The 16,693-nt window shown below is 72.9% G+C and carries 15 protein-coding genes; 6 read left to right on the forward strand and 9 right to left on the reverse strand.

Annotation, left to right across the window (positions count from 1 at the left end; all coding sequences use genetic code 11):
• Positions 1–41 precede the first annotated feature (41 nt).
• Positions 42–788 (forward strand): hypothetical protein, encoded by a 747-nt coding sequence (locus IT371_12395; GenBank protein ID MCC6748454.1) that lies wholly within the window; start codon positions 42–44, stop codon positions 786–788.
• Complete coding sequence (locus tag IT371_12400) at positions 770–3,187, forward strand: MMPL family transporter (protein MCC6748455.1); 2,418 nt, start codon at positions 770–772, stop codon at positions 3,185–3,187. The genes IT371_12395 and IT371_12400 overlap by 19 nt, the downstream gene beginning before the upstream one ends.
• A gap of 3 nt (positions 3,188–3,190) precedes the next feature.
• On the opposite strand, the gene IT371_12405 is transcribed toward IT371_12400, so the two are convergent.
• From IT371_12405 to IT371_12435, 7 genes are all read right to left on the reverse strand, one after another.
• Positions 3,191–4,336, reverse strand: coding sequence for an alpha/beta fold hydrolase (locus IT371_12405; GenBank protein ID MCC6748456.1), 1,146 nt, complete (start codon positions 4,334–4,336; stop codon positions 3,191–3,193).
• Positions 4,337–4,400: 64 nt separating this feature from the next.
• Entirely contained in the window at positions 4,401–6,209 is a 1,809-nt protein-coding gene (locus IT371_12410; protein ID MCC6748457.1) for a hypothetical protein, read from the reverse strand.
• 17 nt (positions 6,210–6,226) lie between these two features.
• Positions 6,227–7,060, reverse strand: coding sequence for an NUDIX hydrolase (locus tag IT371_12415; protein MCC6748458.1), 834 nt, complete (start codon positions 7,058–7,060; stop codon positions 6,227–6,229).
• A 27-nt stretch (positions 7,061–7,087) separates the two neighbouring features.
• Positions 7,088–7,876 (reverse strand): VWA domain-containing protein, encoded by a 789-nt coding sequence (locus IT371_12420; protein ID MCC6748459.1) that lies wholly within the window; start codon positions 7,874–7,876, stop codon positions 7,088–7,090.
• Between the two features lie 13 nt (positions 7,877–7,889).
• Positions 7,890–8,861, reverse strand: a complete 972-nt coding sequence (locus IT371_12425) for a nicotinamidase (GenBank protein MCC6748460.1) — start codon at positions 8,859–8,861, stop codon at positions 7,890–7,892.
• Between the two features lie 20 nt (positions 8,862–8,881).
• On the reverse strand, positions 8,882–10,714 hold the full coding sequence (locus tag IT371_12430) for a hypothetical protein (protein ID MCC6748461.1): 1,833 nt from the start codon (positions 10,712–10,714) through the stop codon (positions 8,882–8,884).
• A 4-nt stretch (positions 10,715–10,718) separates the two neighbouring features.
• Positions 10,719–11,567, reverse strand: a complete 849-nt coding sequence (locus IT371_12435; protein MCC6748462.1) for a protein phosphatase 2C domain-containing protein — start codon at positions 11,565–11,567, stop codon at positions 10,719–10,721.
• A gap of 149 nt (positions 11,568–11,716) precedes the next feature.
• On the opposite strand from IT371_12435, the gene IT371_12440 reads away from it, so the two are divergent.
• The 4 genes from IT371_12440 to rfbD are packed head-to-tail and all read left to right on the forward strand — an operon-like array spanning position 11,717 to position 15,054.
• Positions 11,717–12,517 (forward strand): CPBP family intramembrane metalloprotease, encoded by an 801-nt coding sequence (locus IT371_12440; protein ID MCC6748463.1) that lies wholly within the window; start codon positions 11,717–11,719, stop codon positions 12,515–12,517.
• A complete protein-coding gene (nadC, locus tag IT371_12445) occupies positions 12,504–13,385 on the forward strand; it encodes a carboxylating nicotinate-nucleotide diphosphorylase (protein ID MCC6748464.1) in 882 nt (293 codons plus the stop codon). The genes IT371_12440 and nadC overlap by 14 nt, the downstream gene beginning before the upstream one ends.
• On the forward strand, positions 13,382–14,191 hold the full coding sequence (locus tag IT371_12450) for a biotin--[acetyl-CoA-carboxylase] ligase (GenBank protein MCC6748465.1): 810 nt from the start codon (positions 13,382–13,384) through the stop codon (positions 14,189–14,191). The genes nadC and IT371_12450 overlap by 4 nt, the downstream gene beginning before the upstream one ends.
• Positions 14,188–15,054 (forward strand): dTDP-4-dehydrorhamnose reductase, encoded by an 867-nt coding sequence (gene rfbD, locus IT371_12455; GenBank protein MCC6748466.1) that lies wholly within the window; start codon positions 14,188–14,190, stop codon positions 15,052–15,054. The genes IT371_12450 and rfbD overlap by 4 nt, the downstream gene beginning before the upstream one ends.
• 34 nt (positions 15,055–15,088) lie before the next feature.
• Here rfbD and IT371_12460 read toward each other — a convergent pair whose 3' ends face one another.
• Complete coding sequence (locus IT371_12460) at positions 15,089–15,535, reverse strand: response regulator (protein ID MCC6748467.1); 447 nt, start codon at positions 15,533–15,535, stop codon at positions 15,089–15,091.
• 31 nt (positions 15,536–15,566) lie between these two features.
• Positions 15,567–16,688, reverse strand: a complete 1,122-nt coding sequence (locus IT371_12465) for a PAS domain S-box protein (GenBank protein ID MCC6748468.1) — start codon at positions 16,686–16,688, stop codon at positions 15,567–15,569.
• Positions 16,689–16,693: the final 5 nt, after the last annotated feature.

A 16,693-nucleotide genomic window follows, 5' to 3' on the forward strand; every position in this document is an offset into this window, starting at 1 on the left:
TTCGACGCCCCAATACCGCGCTCGTCGGGCGGTTCGCGCGAATGGACCGGCTGTGCCAGCTCGCCCTCGGGCCGGCCCTCGAGGCTGCGGCGGCCGCTCCGCCGACGATCGTGCCGCCGGCGCGGCGCGGGCTGGTGTTCGGCACGGCGATGGGGAGTCACTCCGTGAACGAGCGCTACTACCGTGGCCTGCTCGCGGAAGGGGCGGCCGGGGCGAGTCCCGCGCTCTTCGCGTACACGCTCCCGAGCACCCCCGCCGCCGAGCTCTCGATCCAGCTCGGGCTCGAGGGTCCGCTCGTGACGCTGGCCCTCGGGACGGGGGCGGGGTTGCAGGCTCTCGGCGAGGCCGCGGTGCTGCTCGAGGGCGGAGCGGCGGACTGGATGCTCGCGGGGGGGGCGGAGGCGCTCGGGGAGACGCTCCTCCGCGCGTGGCTCGGGGTGGAGACGCCGCTCGCCGAGGGGGCCGCGTTCGCCGTCCTTTCCCGCGTGGCCGACGGTGCGTGGGCACGCGTCGCCGGGCACGCGCGCGCGTTCGGTCCCGACGCCGGGGAGCGCGCCGTCAGTGCGGTCCTCGCGCGAGCGGGCCTTCGCGCCGCCGAGCTCGGCACGCGCATCGATCCGGGCAGCGCGTGCGACCGGCAGTCGCTGCGCGTTTTCGGCGAGAGCCTGGCGGCTCGCCCGCTCCTCGCGCTCTCGTGCTGCCTCGAGTCGGTCGCGTGCCTCCCGCTCCTCGTCGTGGCCGAGGATCCGTCGGGCCTCGTGGATGCGCTGTGCCTGACCGCTCCCTGATCGAGCGCGTCGCGGCCTTCTCCACGCGCCATCCGAAGGGGGTCGTGGGGGGCACCTTGCTCCTCGCGCTCGGGGCGGCGGCGCTCCTGCCGCGCCTGCAGATCCGCGGCGAGATCGACGACCTTCTCCCGACGCGGCCCGGGCCGGTGGCGGAGCTCGGTGCCTTCCGTCGGCTCTTCGGCGGGGAGCAGGAGCTGGTCGTGCTCCTCCAGGGACCGAGGCCTCCGGAGGTCGAAGCCACGGCGCGGTGGCTGGGCGAGACCTTCGAGCGCGCGCCCTGGGTCCGGCGGGTGGACGCCGGCCTCTCTCCGGCGGCGCTCCTCGGACTCTGGGAGCGCGCGGCCTTCGCGCTCGTCCCCGAGCACGCCTTTCCCGCCGTGAGGGAGCGGCTCACGACGGGGCTTCGCGCGCAGGTCAAGCGTCTGCGGCGACTGCTCCTCTCCCCGCTCTCGGCAAACACCACGGCGCTGCGGGCGGATCCCCTGGGCCTGGCCGAGCTCCTCCTCGGCGAGGAGGGACGTCGCCGCGGCGCTCCGGCGGGCGCCTACGCGAGCCCGGATGGTCGGGCGCTCCTGCTCTTCGTGCACCCGCGCGGGGCGACGAGCGATGCGACCTTTCTGCGCCAGCTCGACGCCGAGCTGACGGCGATCGCCGCGCGTCGTCCGCACCCCGAGGTGAGCCTCTCCTTCACGGGGGGCTACAGGTACGCCTGGTTTCTCTCGGCGCTCGTGCGTCGCGACCTGCAGGTCTCCAGCGTCGCGGCCACGCTCGGGGCTGTGCTGCTGATCCTGCTCTTCTTTCGCTCCGCGCGGCTGCTCCCGGCGGCCGCGGTCGTCTCGGGCCTCGCCGTGCTCGGCACGCTGGCCGTGGCGACGCTGACGCTCGGCCGGCTGAATCCGCTCACCCTGGCCTTCGCGGCGATCTGCCTCGGCCTGGGCGTCGATCCGCTCCTACACGTCGTGGCGCGGAGCCGCCAGTTCGCGGGGCTCCCGCCGCCGGCTCGCTTCGCGCAAACCGTCGGGGCGGTCGCGCCGGCGCTCCTCGCGAGCAACCTGACGACCATCCTGACCTTCGCGAGCTTCGCGGGGAGCAGCTTCCGAGGACTCCGGCACATCGGGCTCCTCTCGGCCTGCGGTCTGCTCCTGAGCCTGCTCCTCACGCTGGTCGTTTTTCCCGCGCTGGCCGTGCTGCTCCCCCCGGGGAGCGGCCCGGCGAGGCCCACGGCCCTCGACCGCGTGATGACCTGGCTCCCCGCCGCGCTCTCGCGGAGGCGGCGCGTCGTGCTCGTGACCGCGCTGGCCGTCGTGCTGGGCGCGGCGTGGATCGGTCGCGGGGCCTCCGTGCGCGGCGACCTCGCGCATCTCGCGCCCGCCGAGCTGCCCCCGGCCGAGACGGACCGGCGCATCGCCGCGGCCTTCGAGCAGAGCCCGCACCGGCTCGTGGTGCTCCTCCGTGGCCGCGACGAGACGCGCCTCCTCGAGGCCACCGACCGCCTGGCGGTCCGCACGGCCGAGCTCGTGCGCGCTGGCCGCGTCGCGCAGGTGCGCAGCCTCTCGAGCTGGCTCCCCGCCCCCTCGACTCAGGCGCGCCGGCTGGCGGCGCTGCGCGATCTCGATCCTCCTGCGCTCTCCCGTCGGCTGCACGCCGCGCTGACCGCCGAGGGGCTCGCTCCCGAGGCCTTCGCGCCCTTTCTCGCGCGCCTCGCCGACCCGCGGACCTTCGCGCGGGCAGATCTTCCGCCGGCGCTGGCTCCCCTGCTGGCGCGTCACCTGGCCCGAGACGGCGACGAGATCGTCTCGGCCACGCTGGTCCATCCGCGCCCCGGCAGCGACGAGCTGGCGCTGGCGCGGGAGCTCAGCGCGTTCGCCGCCGACCCCGCGGTGCAGGTCACCGTGACGGGGACCGCCCCCGCGACCGAGCAGGTGGCCGCGCTCGAGCGCCGCGACCTGCTCCTCGTCGGGGGCCTCGCGCTCCTGGCCGTGCTCCTCGCCGTCGGGTTCCTCCTGCGCCGGGCCTGGCCGGCCGTGGCGGTGCTCCTCTCCCTCGGCGCGGCGGTGGCCCTCTACGCGGCGGCGCTCGTGCTCCTCGAGCTCCCCGTGGACCTCTACACGCTCTTCGTGGTCCCCGTGCTCATCGGGTACGGCGTGGACAACAACCTCTACCTGGCGCGGCGGACGCTCGAGGCGGGGCTCACCGAGTCTTTGGCCACGAGCTCGCGCGCCGTGCTCGTCACGACCCTGACCAGCGCCGCGGGCTTCGGAGCGCTCGGCCTCTGCCGCCTCCCCGGCCTGCGCGCGCTCGGGCTCAGCGCGGTGGTGGGGCTCCTCCTCAGCCTCCTCGGGGCGTTCGTGCTGCTGCCGACCTTGCTCGGCCTCGGCGGAGAGAAGCCGAGACCGTAGCTCTCACTCGGCGGAGCGGCGAGCCAGCCACCGCGCGCTCTCGCGCCAGACCTTCTCGGGAGCGTGGCGCCCGGCGAAGACCCCCATGTGCCCCCCGGGCACGAGTCGCAGGTCCTTGTCGGTGCTCGAGACCAGGTTCACGATTTCGGTCGCGGCCGACGGAGGAACGATCACGTCGTCGGCGCCGACGAAGGCGAGGAGCGGGCAGGTGATGCGGGTCAGGTCGGCCACCTTGTCGCCGAAGACCATCCGACCGTCCTTGAGCTTGTTCTCCTTGACGAAGTCGTTCAGGAACTGGCGGAACGCGCTGCCGGGATAGTCGAGGAAGTGCTCCGTCCACTGGTTGAGCGCGTCGAAGCCGTTCACGTACTCCTCGTTCCACAGGTTGAGGAAGAGCTCGGCGTAGCGCGTGACGTTCTTGAGCGGCTTGACCATCTTGAAGGCGCGGCTCGAGAGCTCCCCGGGGAGGTTCCCCATGCGCTTCGAGAGGAACTCGAGCTGATCGCCCCCCATGCGTACCACCCAGGCGAAGATCCCCATCTTGTGCGCGTCGACCGGGGAGGCGATGGTCACGATGTTGCGGACGCGCGGGTCCTCATTGACGGAGGTGTGCATGAGCGCGAAGAGCCCGCCCATGCAGTAGCCGATGAGGGAGAGGTCGTCCGACCGCGACGCGCGGCAGACGGCGTCGACCGCCATCGGGAGCCAGTCGAGCACGTAGTGGTTCAAGGTGACGCATTCGTCCGCCTTGTCCGGCTCGCCGAAGTCCACCAGGAAGACGTCGTAGCCCTCCTTCAGCAGGGTCCGCACGTAGGACCGGTCGGGGACGAGGTCGAAGATGAGCGGCCGCACCATGAGCGGCGGGATGAGCAGCACCGGCGTGCGATACCTCCGCCGCTCGACGCGCAGCGTCTCGGTGCCGAGCTCCCACTCCTCGGTCGTCTCGAGGGGCAGGTAGCGCCGCACGACCAGCTTCAGATCGTGGAGGACCTCGGTGTACGGCGTGCGGTCCACGATCTGCGAGGGGTCGCGCATCCACCAGTCCACGCCGTTCACGAAGCGCGAGACGGCGCGGTCGGCCCCCTTCCGGAGCGTGCGGGCGGCCTGTCGTAGGGTGCGATTCTGCGGGGGGCGGCGCGGGGGTGTCATGGATGGGGTCGAGTATAGACCGTTTCCCCGCCGTGCTGCGCGGCGGTGTCCCGGGGCGCGGGAATCAGCTGCAGTCGGAGTCGGTGCTCGAGTTGCAGCCGGGAGGGCAGCAGCCGTCGTTGGGCTGGCACTCGGTGATCGGCGAGTTGGTGCACTGCGCGGCGCAGGTGCCGCCGTTCAAGAGCACGTCCGCGGTGCAGGCGTCGTTGTCCTTGCAGCTCGCCGGGCAGGCTCCCGCGTCGGGCGCCGCGATCTTCGTGTCGCAGACCTCCGGGGGCTCGACCACGCCGTTCCCGCAGCTTGGCGAGCAGTCGCTGTCCTTCAGCGCATGGCAGCCCGTGGGGCAGCAGCCGTCGCCGTTCTGGCAGTCGGTGATCGGAGTGAAGGCGCACTGCGCGGCGCAGGTGCCCCCGTTCAGCAGGGCGTCCGCTGTGCAGGCCTCCTGGTCGGCGCAGGTCTGCGGGCAGGCTCCCGTGGCCGGGGCGACCAGCTTGGTGTCGCAGGTCTCCGGCGGCTCGACGACGCCGTTGCCGCAGCTCGGGGAGCAGTCTCCGTCGCTGAGCGCGTCGCAGCCCGAGGGGCAGCAGCCGTCTCCGTTCTGGCAGTCCGTGATGGGCGTGGAGGAGCACTGCGCGCCGCAGGTGCCTCCGTTCAAGAGCGCGTCCCTCGTGCAGGCCTGCTGGTCGTCGCAGCTCAGGGGACAGGCGCCCGGGTCCGGGGCGGCGAGCTTGGTGTCGCACTTCTCGGGGTTCTCCACCACGCCGTTGCCGCAGGTCGGGGAGCAGTCCGAGTCGGTGAGGGCGTTGCAGCCCGCGGGACAGCAGCCGTCGGCCGCCTGGCAGTCGGAGATCGAGGTGAAGGAGCACTGGGCGCCGCAGGTCCCGCCGTTCAGGAGCGTGTCCGTGGTGCAGGCCTGCTGGTCGTCGCACTTCGCCGGGCAGGCCCCGGGCTTGCCGGCGGCGAGCTTGGTGTCGCACTGCTCGGGGGCCTCGACCACGCCGTTGCCGCAGGTCGGGGAGCAGTCGTCGTCGGTCGTGGCGTCGCAGCCGCTCGGACAGCAGCCGTCTCCCTTCTTGCACTGGGTGATCGGCGAGTGCCGGCAGAGCGCCCCGCAGGTGCCGCCGTTCAGCAGGCTGTCGGCCGTGCAGGTGTTCTGGTCGTCGCACTCGGCCTCCTGGGGGCAGGCGCCGGCGCTGGGGTAGGGGATCCCCGTGTCGCACTTCTCCGGCGGCTCCACCTTGCCGTTGCCGCAGCTCGCGGAGCAGTCGGCGTCGTTCGCCGCGTCGCAGCCGCTCGGGCAGCAGCCGTCCTTGCCCCCGCAGGCCGTGACCGGTCGCTGCGAGCAGCTCGCGCCGCAGGTGCCGCCGTTGAGGAGGCTGTCCTCGGTGCAGGTGTTGCCGTCGTCGCAGCTCGCCGGACACGCGCCGGGCGTGCCCTCGGGGATGCCGGTGTCGCAGCGTTCGAGCGGGTCGACCTTGCCGTTGCCGCAGAGCGCGGAGCAGTCCGCGTCGGTCGTGGCGGTGCACGAGGCGGGGCAGCAGCCGTCGCCTGCGCGGCAAACGGTGATGGGGGTGAAGGTGCAGCTCGCCCCGCAGGTGCCGGCTCCCGAGTGCACGTCGGCCGTGCAGGCCTGCTGGTCATCGCACGCGGTGAGGCACGCCCCGGGCTTGCCGGCGGGGATCTTCGTGTCGCAGCTCTCGCCGGACTCGAGCCGGCCGTTGCCGCAGGTGCCGGCCCCGTCGAGGCTTCCGTCGACGACGCCGTCCCGCGTCGCGCCGCCGTCCGCCGGGCGGCCCTGGTTGGCGCAGCCGGAGGCGAAGAGGGTGAGGGACAGAGAGGAAGAGACGACCACCGCCCGCACGAGTCGCAGCATGTCTTCAGGTCCGTTCGCTAATCGAGGCCGCCATTATAGCCGCGGTCGCCGGGCAATGCGTAGGGCCCGGATGCGCCCGCGGTCCGCCGGAAACGGTAGACCTTCGCCGGCCTCGCGCCGGTGACCCGCTTGCCGGGGGCCTCCTCGATCGTGCCGTCTTCGAGGAGGCGGAGAAACCGCCGCCGGAAGTTCCCGGGGTCGTAGGCCGTCCCCTTGATCGCCTCGTGCACCGCGCGCAGCTCGGCCACGCTGAAGGCGGGAGGGACGAGCTCGAAGGCCGCGTCGCCGTGCTCGACGCGCTCGCGCAGGCGGGCGAGGGCCAGCGCGACGATCTCGTCGTGGTCGAAGGCCAGGGCGCGCGCCGCAATCTCCCCCGTCGAGCACCACCCCGCCTCGGCGGCGTCGCTCCCCGCGTGCACGAAGGGGGCGAGGTCGGGCCGGATGAGCGCCGTGTAGGCCACGCTGATGACCCGGGTGCGTGGATCGCGCCCCGCCCGGCCGAAGGTGTGGAGCTGCTCGAGAAAGAGGCGCTCCGCCGGCAGGCCCGTCTCCTCGGCCAGCTCCCGCCGCGCCGCCGCGTCGAGATCCTCCCCCTGGTCGTCGAAGGTGTCCCCGACCCGCACGAAGCCCCCGGGGAGGGCCCACCGGCCTCGGAACGGGTGCTCCTTGCGCCGGATGAGGAGCAGCTTCAGGTCCGCATCGAGGAGCGTGAAGATCGCGAGGTCCACCGTGACGGCGGGGCGCGGATAGACCTGCGCGCGGTACGCGGCGAGAAAGGCCTGCTCCTCGCGCGAGGCGCTCGACGCGCCGGCCTTCGGCCGCTTCGGAGGGCTGGGCACCTTTTTGGGCATGGGCTGACCATCATAGCCACTCCGGGGTCACGGCGTGAAGAAGCCCGCCTGCGCCCCCGGCTGGATCATCCCCTGGCTGACCCGGATGGCCGACTGGCTCACCATCTGGAAGACCTTGCGCAGCCCCTGGGCCGTCGCGCTGCTCTGCACCGTGATGCACCCGTCGGGGATCCCCATGCTGCGCGCCACCGCGCGAAAGTCGGTGGAGCCGCCCACCCCCACGAAGGCCAGCACGAACTGCTCCGAGGCGAGCAGGTCGCGGCTGAGCTGCGCGCAGTCGGGCGCCCGCCGGCTGGAGCCCACGTCCTCGCCGTCCGTGATCACCACCACCACGCTCCGGCAGGGGGTCCCGCTGTCGCGGAGCTGCTGCGCGTAGGCCAGGTTCGCCGCCAGCGCGTCGCACCAGGTGTCGTAGAGCGCCGTGCTCCCGCCGCCGCGGTAGTTCGAGGCGTCGAGGCGCACCGCGTCCGGCACCGGCAGGTAGGCGTGGACCACGCGCGCCTGCTGGTTGAAGGTCCAGAGGGCCACGAGCAGGCCGTCCCGCTCCTTGCTCCCGGCGAAGGCGTCGAGGAGGGCGTGCTGCCCCTCGCGCACCGCCTGCTCGAGCCCGCGGTCCGCGATGCTGGACGAGGCGTCGATGAGCACGGTGACCAGGGTGACGTCCGAGGCCTGGATGTTCTCGGCGTCGAGCCCGGCGGCGCCGGCCACCACCACCGCCCCCAGGTGCCCGCTCAGGAGCGTGGAGGTGGTGGAGGTGATCGTCCCGGCGGCCACCGCGTTCGCGAAGAGGTTCGTCAGCTGCGTCGAGTTGCTCATGATCGTCTCCTTCCTAGAGAACCACGGGGTCGGTGGTCTTCACGATGTGCATGCCGGCCTGGCGAAAACGCTCGATCCCCTGGGCGGCGATTCGCGGGAAGTCGAGCCCCGGGGGGAGCGGGTCGAGCGGCGGCGGGGGGACCGGGCTCATCGCGTCCTCGAGGATGTAGACCTTGTCGAGGAGGCCCGGGTCGGTGGCCTTGATGTGCTGCTCGAGGTCCTGGAGCGTGGCCAGCACGCAGTGGCTCTTGGCCTGGCCGAAGACGTAGACCCGGTCGTAGTCCATCAGCAGCTTGAAGAAGGCGCTGTTGAAGCCGCCCACCACCTGGCTGCCGAGCTCGTGCACCTCGGGGGAGAGGACGGAGTAGTTCTCGGTCATGGCGTGCGTCCCCTTGGTCTCGAAGTGCGTCTGGTGCAGCCGCGTCAGGCTGTGGAAGATCGCGGCCTCCATCAGCGCCGGGACGAGCGCGTGGCTCACCCCGCCGAGGAGTGTGTGGTAGGGCCAGATGGTGAGCACGTACTTGCCGGTGGCCTCGAGCTTCTTGCAGTACTCGAGGCACTCGCGCGGGTGCGAGATCGGGCGCCACTTGCCGGAGCGCACGTCCTCGTAGGTCACGGGGGTGAAGGGGCCGGGGTGCTTGCCCTCCACGTCGATCCACCAGGCCGGGTGGAAGACCTGGAAGACGCGGTGCGTGTCCATCGAGAAGTGGAGCCCCGTCAGCCGGTCCAGGTTGCGGTAGAGCCACTCGAGCGTGCGCTGCGTGTCCTCGACGGCGCCGGGGACGAAGAGGCTCGCCCCCGGGGTGCAGAAGCCGACCTGGCAGTCGATGCCGAAGGCGGCGATGCGGTAGCGGTCCTGCCCCGCCGGGCGCAGGCCGTGCCGCAGCCGGTAGTCGAGGGCGGTCTCGGCGATCTGCGCGGCGCGCTCGAGGTAGAGCTCGCCCACGCGCTTCGGGTCGTAGAAGGACGGTAGAGGTAGCGTCATGACCATTCTCCTGTGCGCCCTCAAACGAGGGTCAGTTGCGTGATCTCGCGCGCGGTCACCACGTAGACCGCGCCTCCAGGTGCCGGGAGGAGGGCGGCCCCCTCCTCCACGAACGGACGGGTATCCGGAAAGAGCGCGCCGTCGAGGAGCAGCCCGCTCTGCCGGTCGAGCGTGACCGAGAGGAGCCCCTCCTCGGTGGCGCAGACCAGGCGCCCCCCCTGCAGCGCCTTGCCGGTGAGACTCGCGAGCAGCCGCGCCTCCTCGGGGGCCCCCTGCCGCACGCCGAGGACCCCTCCGCGCGCGTCGACGAGGTAGACCTCGTGGCGGACGCGGCCCTGCTCCTCGACGGCGCGTGCGACGACGAGCTCGCGCTCTCCGAGGACCACGCTGGCGTCGAGGAGGCGCCCCCGGACCTGCGGCAGCGCGATCGGGCGCAGCCCCGGCCGGTCGAGCTCGAAGACGAACCAGAGGGTGAGCAGGCCGGCGCGGTAGGCCGCGCACCCCAGCGCCTCGCCGGCCCAGAGCGCGCTCTGCCCCTCGAGGAGCTGCCCCATCCGGCGCGTCGTGGCGCCGTCCACGAGCCAGCCGTCCTCGAGGCGCAGCACGCCGCGCTGCGAGGTGGCGAAGACCGGCCGGCCGAGGCGCGTGTCGGTGCGGACCCGCTCCACTACGCGCTCGTCCTCGACGCGCACGAGCTCGGTCCCGCGGCCGATCCAGGTCGAGCGTCCCGCGAGGCCGAAGGCCAGCTCCGGGGTGACGAGCCCCTGAAAGACGCGCGAGCCGTCCTCGCGCCGGACCTCTTCGCCCTCGAGGACCAGGGTGCGCAGCGTCCCTTGCAGCGCGGCGGCCAGGATCCGTCCCCGGGTGCGAAGCACGGTCCGCGCCTCGCAGCGGCCGTGGCGGCGGAGGACCGGCTGCGCCACCACCTTGCCGAGCTTCGCGCAGGCCGGGCAGGCGGGGCGCGCGTGCTCGAGTCCGCAGCTGCAGCGCGTCCAGCGCATCTCGAGCAGTCGCGGCGGGAAGGCGCCGCGCGCGTCGCGGTCGAAGACCGCCTCGAAGTGGCCGAGCACGTCATCGGGGAGCACGGTCGGGGAGGCGGCGGCCTTCGGGAGCGTGACCTTCGGTCGCAGCACGCTCATGCGGGCCTCGGCGCGCCTGAGCGGCGTCGGATAGCCGTCGAGCGTGCCACCGTAGGGGTGCAGGTAGAGCAGGCTCGCGAAGAGCAAGACGTCGAAGGCGTACCAGTCGCTCTCCTCGGTGAACGCGGGCCCGGCGGCGAGGTCCACGCCGTAGAGCCGCGGGTCGAGGAAGCGCTCGTGCCCCACGACGCACGGCAGCCCCTCGAACTGCATCGAGTCCGCGTCGATGATCGCCACCTCGTCCCCCCGGAAGAGCGCGTTGCCGTCGTTCAGGTCGCCGACCACGACGCGGCGCGCGTGGAGCTCGGCGAGCGCGAGGAAGAGCTGCCTGAAGAGACCCACCACGCGCTGCGTGGGGACGAGCCCGTCGCGGAAGCTGCGCTGGGCGAGTCGCCGGAGCTCGTCGGCGCCTTCGACCGCGCGCATGGCGTAGCCCACGACCGTGCCGCTCTTGTCCTGGAGCAGCGCGCTCGGCGCGACCACCGACGCCGGCAGGCCGCGCGGAAAGCGGCAGAGCTTCTCGCGCTTGAGCTCGAGCAGGGCCCGTTGCCGCGCCTGCTCGTCCGCGGGCGCCGCCGGGTCCACCGGGTGAAAGATCTTCAGCGCCAGGTCCCGGTGACGGTAGACGCGCGCCTCGCCCCCCGCCCCGAGGAGGTCCTGATCCTTGAGCTGCACCCTCTTGCCGTGCAGGAAGACCTGGAGCGCGCTCGTCATGACGTCACCCTTCCTGCCGGCGAAGCACGATCACCGTCGTGTCGTCCGAGAGCCGCTGGTTGAGCTCGCCGAGCTGCGCGAGCCGCTTCTGCACCAGGCTCGGGTTTCGGCCGTAGCGCGGGTCCTCCTCGAACTGGAGCGGGCTCCCGGCGGCCGAGCCGTCGCGGAGCGGTCGCGCCTCCGGGTCGAGGAGGTCGAGCAGCCCGTCCGTGCCGAGGAGCAGGCTCTCCACCTCGCAGGTGGGGCGCAGCTCGTGCAGGACCAGCGCCGGCGGCGGACCCGCCCAGGCGACGTCTCGGCGCGCGAGCAGTCGGTAGCCCAGGTACGCGGGTCGATTGTCCGGTCCCGCGTCGAGCACGTGCAGCCGCCCGTTCACCGAGTAGAGCCCGTCGCCGGCGCCGAAGATCGCGGTGTGGGTCTCGTCCACCATCACCGCGAGGACCGTGGCCAGACACAGGTCCTGCACCGTCGCCGGCAGCGCCGCCGCCTCGGGCCGCAGCCCCTCCGCCAGGCCCCCGAGGAAGGACTCCAGCCCGCGACTCACGGCGGCCAGACGCTCCGGGTCCCCGAGGTCAGCCGCGCGCTCGACGTAGCGCGGGAGCCACGCGCAGAGCCAGCTCACGCTCAGCCGCGCCGCGACCTCGCTCGACCGCCCGGCCGAACAGCCGTCGCTCACCGCGGCGACGAGGTGTCGCGGGTTCGCCGAGAAGGCCAGGCCGTCCTGGTTGTTCCGGTGCAGGCGGCGGTGCTCGCGGCCCGTCACCGACCCCGAGGCCACGGCGAAGCGGCGGCAGAGCCTTTCCGTCGGGGATGCCGGATAAAGAGTCTCAGGTGCGCTTAAAAGAGTCTGCATGACTCTAATATGGTCTAGCGTGCACCAAAGGTCAAGGGGGGGGCGCGTTTTCTCGTGGTCGGGATGGGGGCGGGCGCGTCAGAGCTGGCGCCGGCACCGGCGCGAGCAGGCCCCCTTCCGTCGAAGGGGCTTGGTATACTGCGCAGCGCATGCGCGACGTCGAGCAGGCCGCCGCGGGGGAGGCCAAGAGCCCGGCCCCCGGCGGCTCCCAGACCCGCCCCGGGCGCCGCGAGCTCGGGGAGATCCTGGTGATCTTCGCCGGCGTGACGGCGGCCTGCGCCGTGCTCTGGCAGCTTCGCCGCGCCGTGCCGTTCGTCGCGCAGAACCTCCACGCGCTGATCGCGGCCATCTTCCTCTACCTGCCGACAGCCCTGGTCCTGCGCCGCAAGGAGGACTTCGGCGTGTACGGCCTCACCACCCGACCGGTCGGCCGGGGCCTGCTCTTCTTCCTCGGGGCGGTCTTCGCCACCTTCCCCCCCTTCGTGGCCGGCTTCTACGCCTACCATCGCCTGGTGTGCGCCCGCGCGGCCGCGGGCCTCGCCGTCCCCGAGGTCTATCGCCGCCTCTGTACGCACTTCGTGTCGCGCTTCGCCGCGGCACGCCGCACGCTCCCCGCGAACTTCGGCCAGCTCGCGCTCGCCCAGGTGCTCGTGGTCGCGCTCCCCGAGGAGTACTTCTTCCGGGGGTATTTGCAGACGCGGCTCGAACGTGTCTTTCCGCCGAGGCGGCGCGTGCTGGGCGGCGGCCTGGGGCTCGCCCTCGTCTTCGCCTCGGTCCTCTTCGCCCTCGGGCACGTGCTGGTGGACTTCAACCCGCTGCGGCTGGCCGTCTTCTTTCCCTCGCTCCTTTTCGGCTGGATGCGCGGCGCGTCGGGGTCCATCCTGGCCGGCGTGCTCTACCACGCGGCCTGCAACCTGATCAGCGAGCTACTGCACCATGCCTTCTTCTGATCCGTTGATCCCGAGCCCCGCCATCCGCCAGCTCATCGACCTCGCGCTCGAGGAGGACCTCGGGCTCGGCGACGTCACGACCCGGCTCATGGGTCCGCCCAGGCCCGCGGTCGGCCAGGTCGTCGCGCGCCAGTCCCTCGTGGTCTGCGGCCTGCCGCTGGCGGCGTGGGTGACCGAGCGCGCCGAGCCGCAGCTCGGCTGCGAGGCGCTCGTCGAGGAGGGGGCGCTCGTCTCTCCGGGCACCGTGCTCGTCCGGCTGCGAGGCCCGTCGGACGCGCTCCTCCGGGTCGAGCGCACCGTGCTCAACTTCCTGCAGCGGCTCTGCGGGGTGGCCACGCTGACCCATCGCTACGTGGAGGCCGCTCGGGGCACCGGCGCGCGCATCGTGGATACGCGCAAGACGCTGCCCGGGTGGCGGGCCCTCGACAAGTACGCCGTGCGTCGGGGAGGCGGCCACAACCACCGGGCCGATCTGAGCTCGGGGATCCTGATCAAGGACAACCACATCACCGCCGCCGGCTCGGTGGCGGAGGCGGTGCGGCGAGCTCGAGCCGGCGCGCCCCACACCCTGCGCGTCGAGGTCGAGGTGGAGAGCCTCGCTGCGGCCGAGGAGGCCCTCGGCGCCGGGGCGGAGGTGCTGCTCCTCGACAACTTCACCCCCGAGAGCGTGCGCGAGGTCGTGGCGCGGGTGAAGGGGCGCGCGCTCGTGGAGCTCTCGGGGGGCGTGAATCTCGGCACGGTGCGCGCCTTCGCCGAGAGCGGGGCGGAGCTCATCTCGGTGGGCGCCCTGACGCACTCCGCGCCCGCGGCGGACCTGGCGATGGACCTGCTCGCCGCGGCGGAGGCGCCGCGCGAGGGGCGCGCGTGACGACCCTCGACCCGACGCTTCTGCCCGAGGCGTTCGTGCGGCGGCTGAGGACGCGCTGGCTCGGCCGCGCCTTCCACTACCACGCGGAGGTCTCCTCGACGAACGACGAGGTGGCGGCGCTCGCGCACGCGGGGGCGCCGCAGGGGGCCGTGGTGCTGGCCGAGGTCCAGCGCGTGGGGCGGGGCCGGCAGGGGCGACGCTGGCACTCCGAGCCCGGCCAGAACCTGACCTTCTCGATCCTGCTCCGGCCGGGCTGGCGCGCGCCGGAGGTGCCGCCGCTGAGCCTGGGCGTGGCGGTGGGCGTGGCTGCGGCGCTCGAGCGCTACCTCCCCGAGCCACCCACGGTGAAATGGCCGAACGACCTCCTTTCCCGAGGACGCAAGCTCTCGGGGATCCTCGTCGAGCTCGCGAGCGAGGGGGAGCGGCTCCAGCGCGTCACCCTCGGCGTCGGCGTCAACGTGAACCAGGAGCGCTTCGAGGCGGAGCTCGCGCCCATCGCCACGTCGCTGGCCCTCGAGCGGGGAGGACCCGTCGAGCGGGCCGCCGTGCTCGCGTCGGTGCTCGAGGAGCTCGAGCCGTGGCTGGAGGCGCTGCTCGGGCGAGAGACCGAGAGCGTGCTCGCGGCCTGGACGGCGCGCGCAAGCTGGCTCGGCGAGGAGCTCGTGGTACGGACGGCGAAGGGGCCGGTGCGAGGCGTGGCCCTGGGCCTCGACGGGGCGGGAGCCCTCCGGCTGCGCACCGCGGACGGAGCCGAGCAGCGCATCCTGAGCGGGGACCTGGAGCTCGGCGAAGGAGGAGCCTCATGAGCGCCACAGGGACGCAGCGCCGGGTCCTCATCTTCGGTGGAAGCGGCCTCCTCGGGCACGCCCTGCGGGCCCACCTGGAGGGCTCCGGGGTCGAGGTGCACGCCCCCTCGCGGAGCGAGGCGGAGCTCGGGAGCCTCGAGACGCTGCGCGCGGCCGTGGCCCGCGCCCGGCCGAGTCAGATCGTGAACCTCGCCGCGCAGGCCAAGGTGGACGCCGCCGAGGAGGACCCGGACCAGGCCTTCCGCGTGAACGCCCTCGGGGCGCAGCACTGCGCGCTGGTCGCCGCCGAGGCGGACCTGCCCCTCGTGCACGTAAGCACCGACTACGTCTTCGACGGCGCTCTCGGCAGGCCGCTGCGCGAGGTGGACCCCACGGGCCTGCCGCCGAACCAGTACGGCCAGTCGAAGCTCCTCGGGGAGCGGCTCGTGCGCGAGACCTGGCGCCGGCACTTCATCGTGCGCGTGGCCGGCCTCTTCGGCCCGGGGCGCTCCGGCTTCGTGGACTGGGTCGTGGCGCAGGCCCGCCCCGAAAGGCCGCTTACCATCGTGGCCGACCGGTTCGTCACGCCGACCTACACCGTTGACCTGGCGCGTCAGCTCGCGGTCCTGGCGGACACCCCTTACTACGGGACCTATCACGCGGCGGGGCGGCGGCCGGCCTCCTGGTACGAGCTGGCGTGCGCCGCTCTGCGGGCCGCGGGCCGGGATCCCGCCGGGGTGCGCCCCATCCCCGACGCGGAGCTCCCGAGCCGGGTGCGACGCCCTGTCTACAGCGCGCTCGACAACCATCTGCTCCGCTTACGCGGGCTCGAGACGCTCCGAGGCTGGGACGAGGGGATCGTGGAGTATCTGCGCCCGGCGTGACGGACTTTCCCGGCGCAGCGCGCGACCGAGGGGGCTACTGCGCGGTGCGTCGTCCGCGGTGCAGCCAGAAGCGGTCGATGTCCCGCATGAGCCCGAGGAACTCGTCGAAGTCCACCGGCTTGGTGAGGTAGGTGTTCGCTCCCAGGGCCAGCGCGCGGTCTCGGTCCGAGCTCGAGGCCGAGGAGCTGAGCACCAGGACAGGTATCTGCCGCAGCTCGGGGTCGTTCTTGAGCGCCGCGAGCACCTCGTGCCCTCCGACCATGGGGAGGTTCAGGTCGAGGAGCACGAGGTCAGGGCGCGGCGAGGTCTCGTGCTGGCCCCGTCGCCGGACCCGGTCGAGGGCTTCTTGCCCGTCCCGGCAGACCTGGAGCCGGTGCGGCAGCCGGAGCTCGCGCAGCGCCTCTTCCGTGGCCCGGATGTCCTCCGCGGCGTCCTCCACCAACAAGATGTCCGCCGGGTCCGACCGCGTCTCGAGGGGCATGTCACCTTACTTCGACGCCTGTGAGGGATAGTTAAGCGGTTTGCGCCGGCAACGTGAAGAAAAAGGTGCTCCCCTGGCCGGGCCGGGACTCGACCCAGATCCGGCCCCCGTGCTGCTCCACGATCTTCTTCGCCACCGCCAGCCCCACCCCCGTCCCGGGGTATTCCCCCCGCCCGTGCAGGCGCTGGAAGAGCACGAAGATCTTGTCCGCGTACGCGGGGTCGAGGCCGATCCCGTTGTCCTTGACGTGGAAGACCCACTCGTCGCCGCGGGCCTCGAACCCGATTTCGACGCGGGGCGTCGCGCTCCCGCGAAACTTGATCGCGTTGTCCACCAGGTTCTGAAAGAGCTGCACCAGCTGGGAGGACTGCCCGAGGACGGTCGGGAGCGGCCAGACCACGAGCTGCGCGCCCGCGGCCTCGATGCTGCCGCGGAGATTCTCCTGCACCTCGGTCAGAAGGGCGTTGAGCTCGACCCGGGCCGGCGGCGTCTCGGCGCGCTGCACCCTCGAGTAGGCGAGGAGGTCGCTGATCAGGGTCTGCATCCGCTTCGCCCCGTCCACCGCGAAGGTGATGTACTCGTCGGCCTGCGTATCCAGCTTTCCCTGGTAGCGGCGGGAGAGGAGCTGCAGGAAGGTCACCACCGAGCGAAGCGGCTGCTGCAGGTCGTGCGACGCGATGTACGCGAACTGCTCGAGCTCGGCGTTCGAGCGGGCCAGCTCCTCGCTGCGTACTTCCAGCGCCGCCTCGGCCTGGACGCGCGCGGTGATGTCGCGGGCGATGCACGTATAGATGGCCCGGGTGCCGACCCGCAGGAGACTCACCGAGAGCTCGAGCGGCACCTGCGTCCCGTCCTTGCGGCGGCCGGTCAGGCGATGGCCTCGGGTCAGGACCTCGCCGCGGCTCGCGGGCGAGGTTCCGTTCGGACGCGGTAGCTCCGCCGGCAGGGGCCAGGGGAAGAGCAGGGCGACGGGCCGGCTCAGCACCTCCTCGGCCCGGTAGCCGAAGATGCGCCGCGCCGCGGCGTTGTAGGTCTCGGCCCGCCCCTCGTCGTCGACGGTGACGATCGCCTCGGCGGCGGTGTCGAGGACGGCCCGCGCGCGCGCCTCGGTCTCCTCGAGGGCTTGCTGGGCGATGGCGTGCTTGGCCGTCATGCTGC

The organism is Deltaproteobacteria bacterium (genome assembly GCA_020848905.1).
GTDB lineage: Bacteria > Myxococcota_A > Polyangia.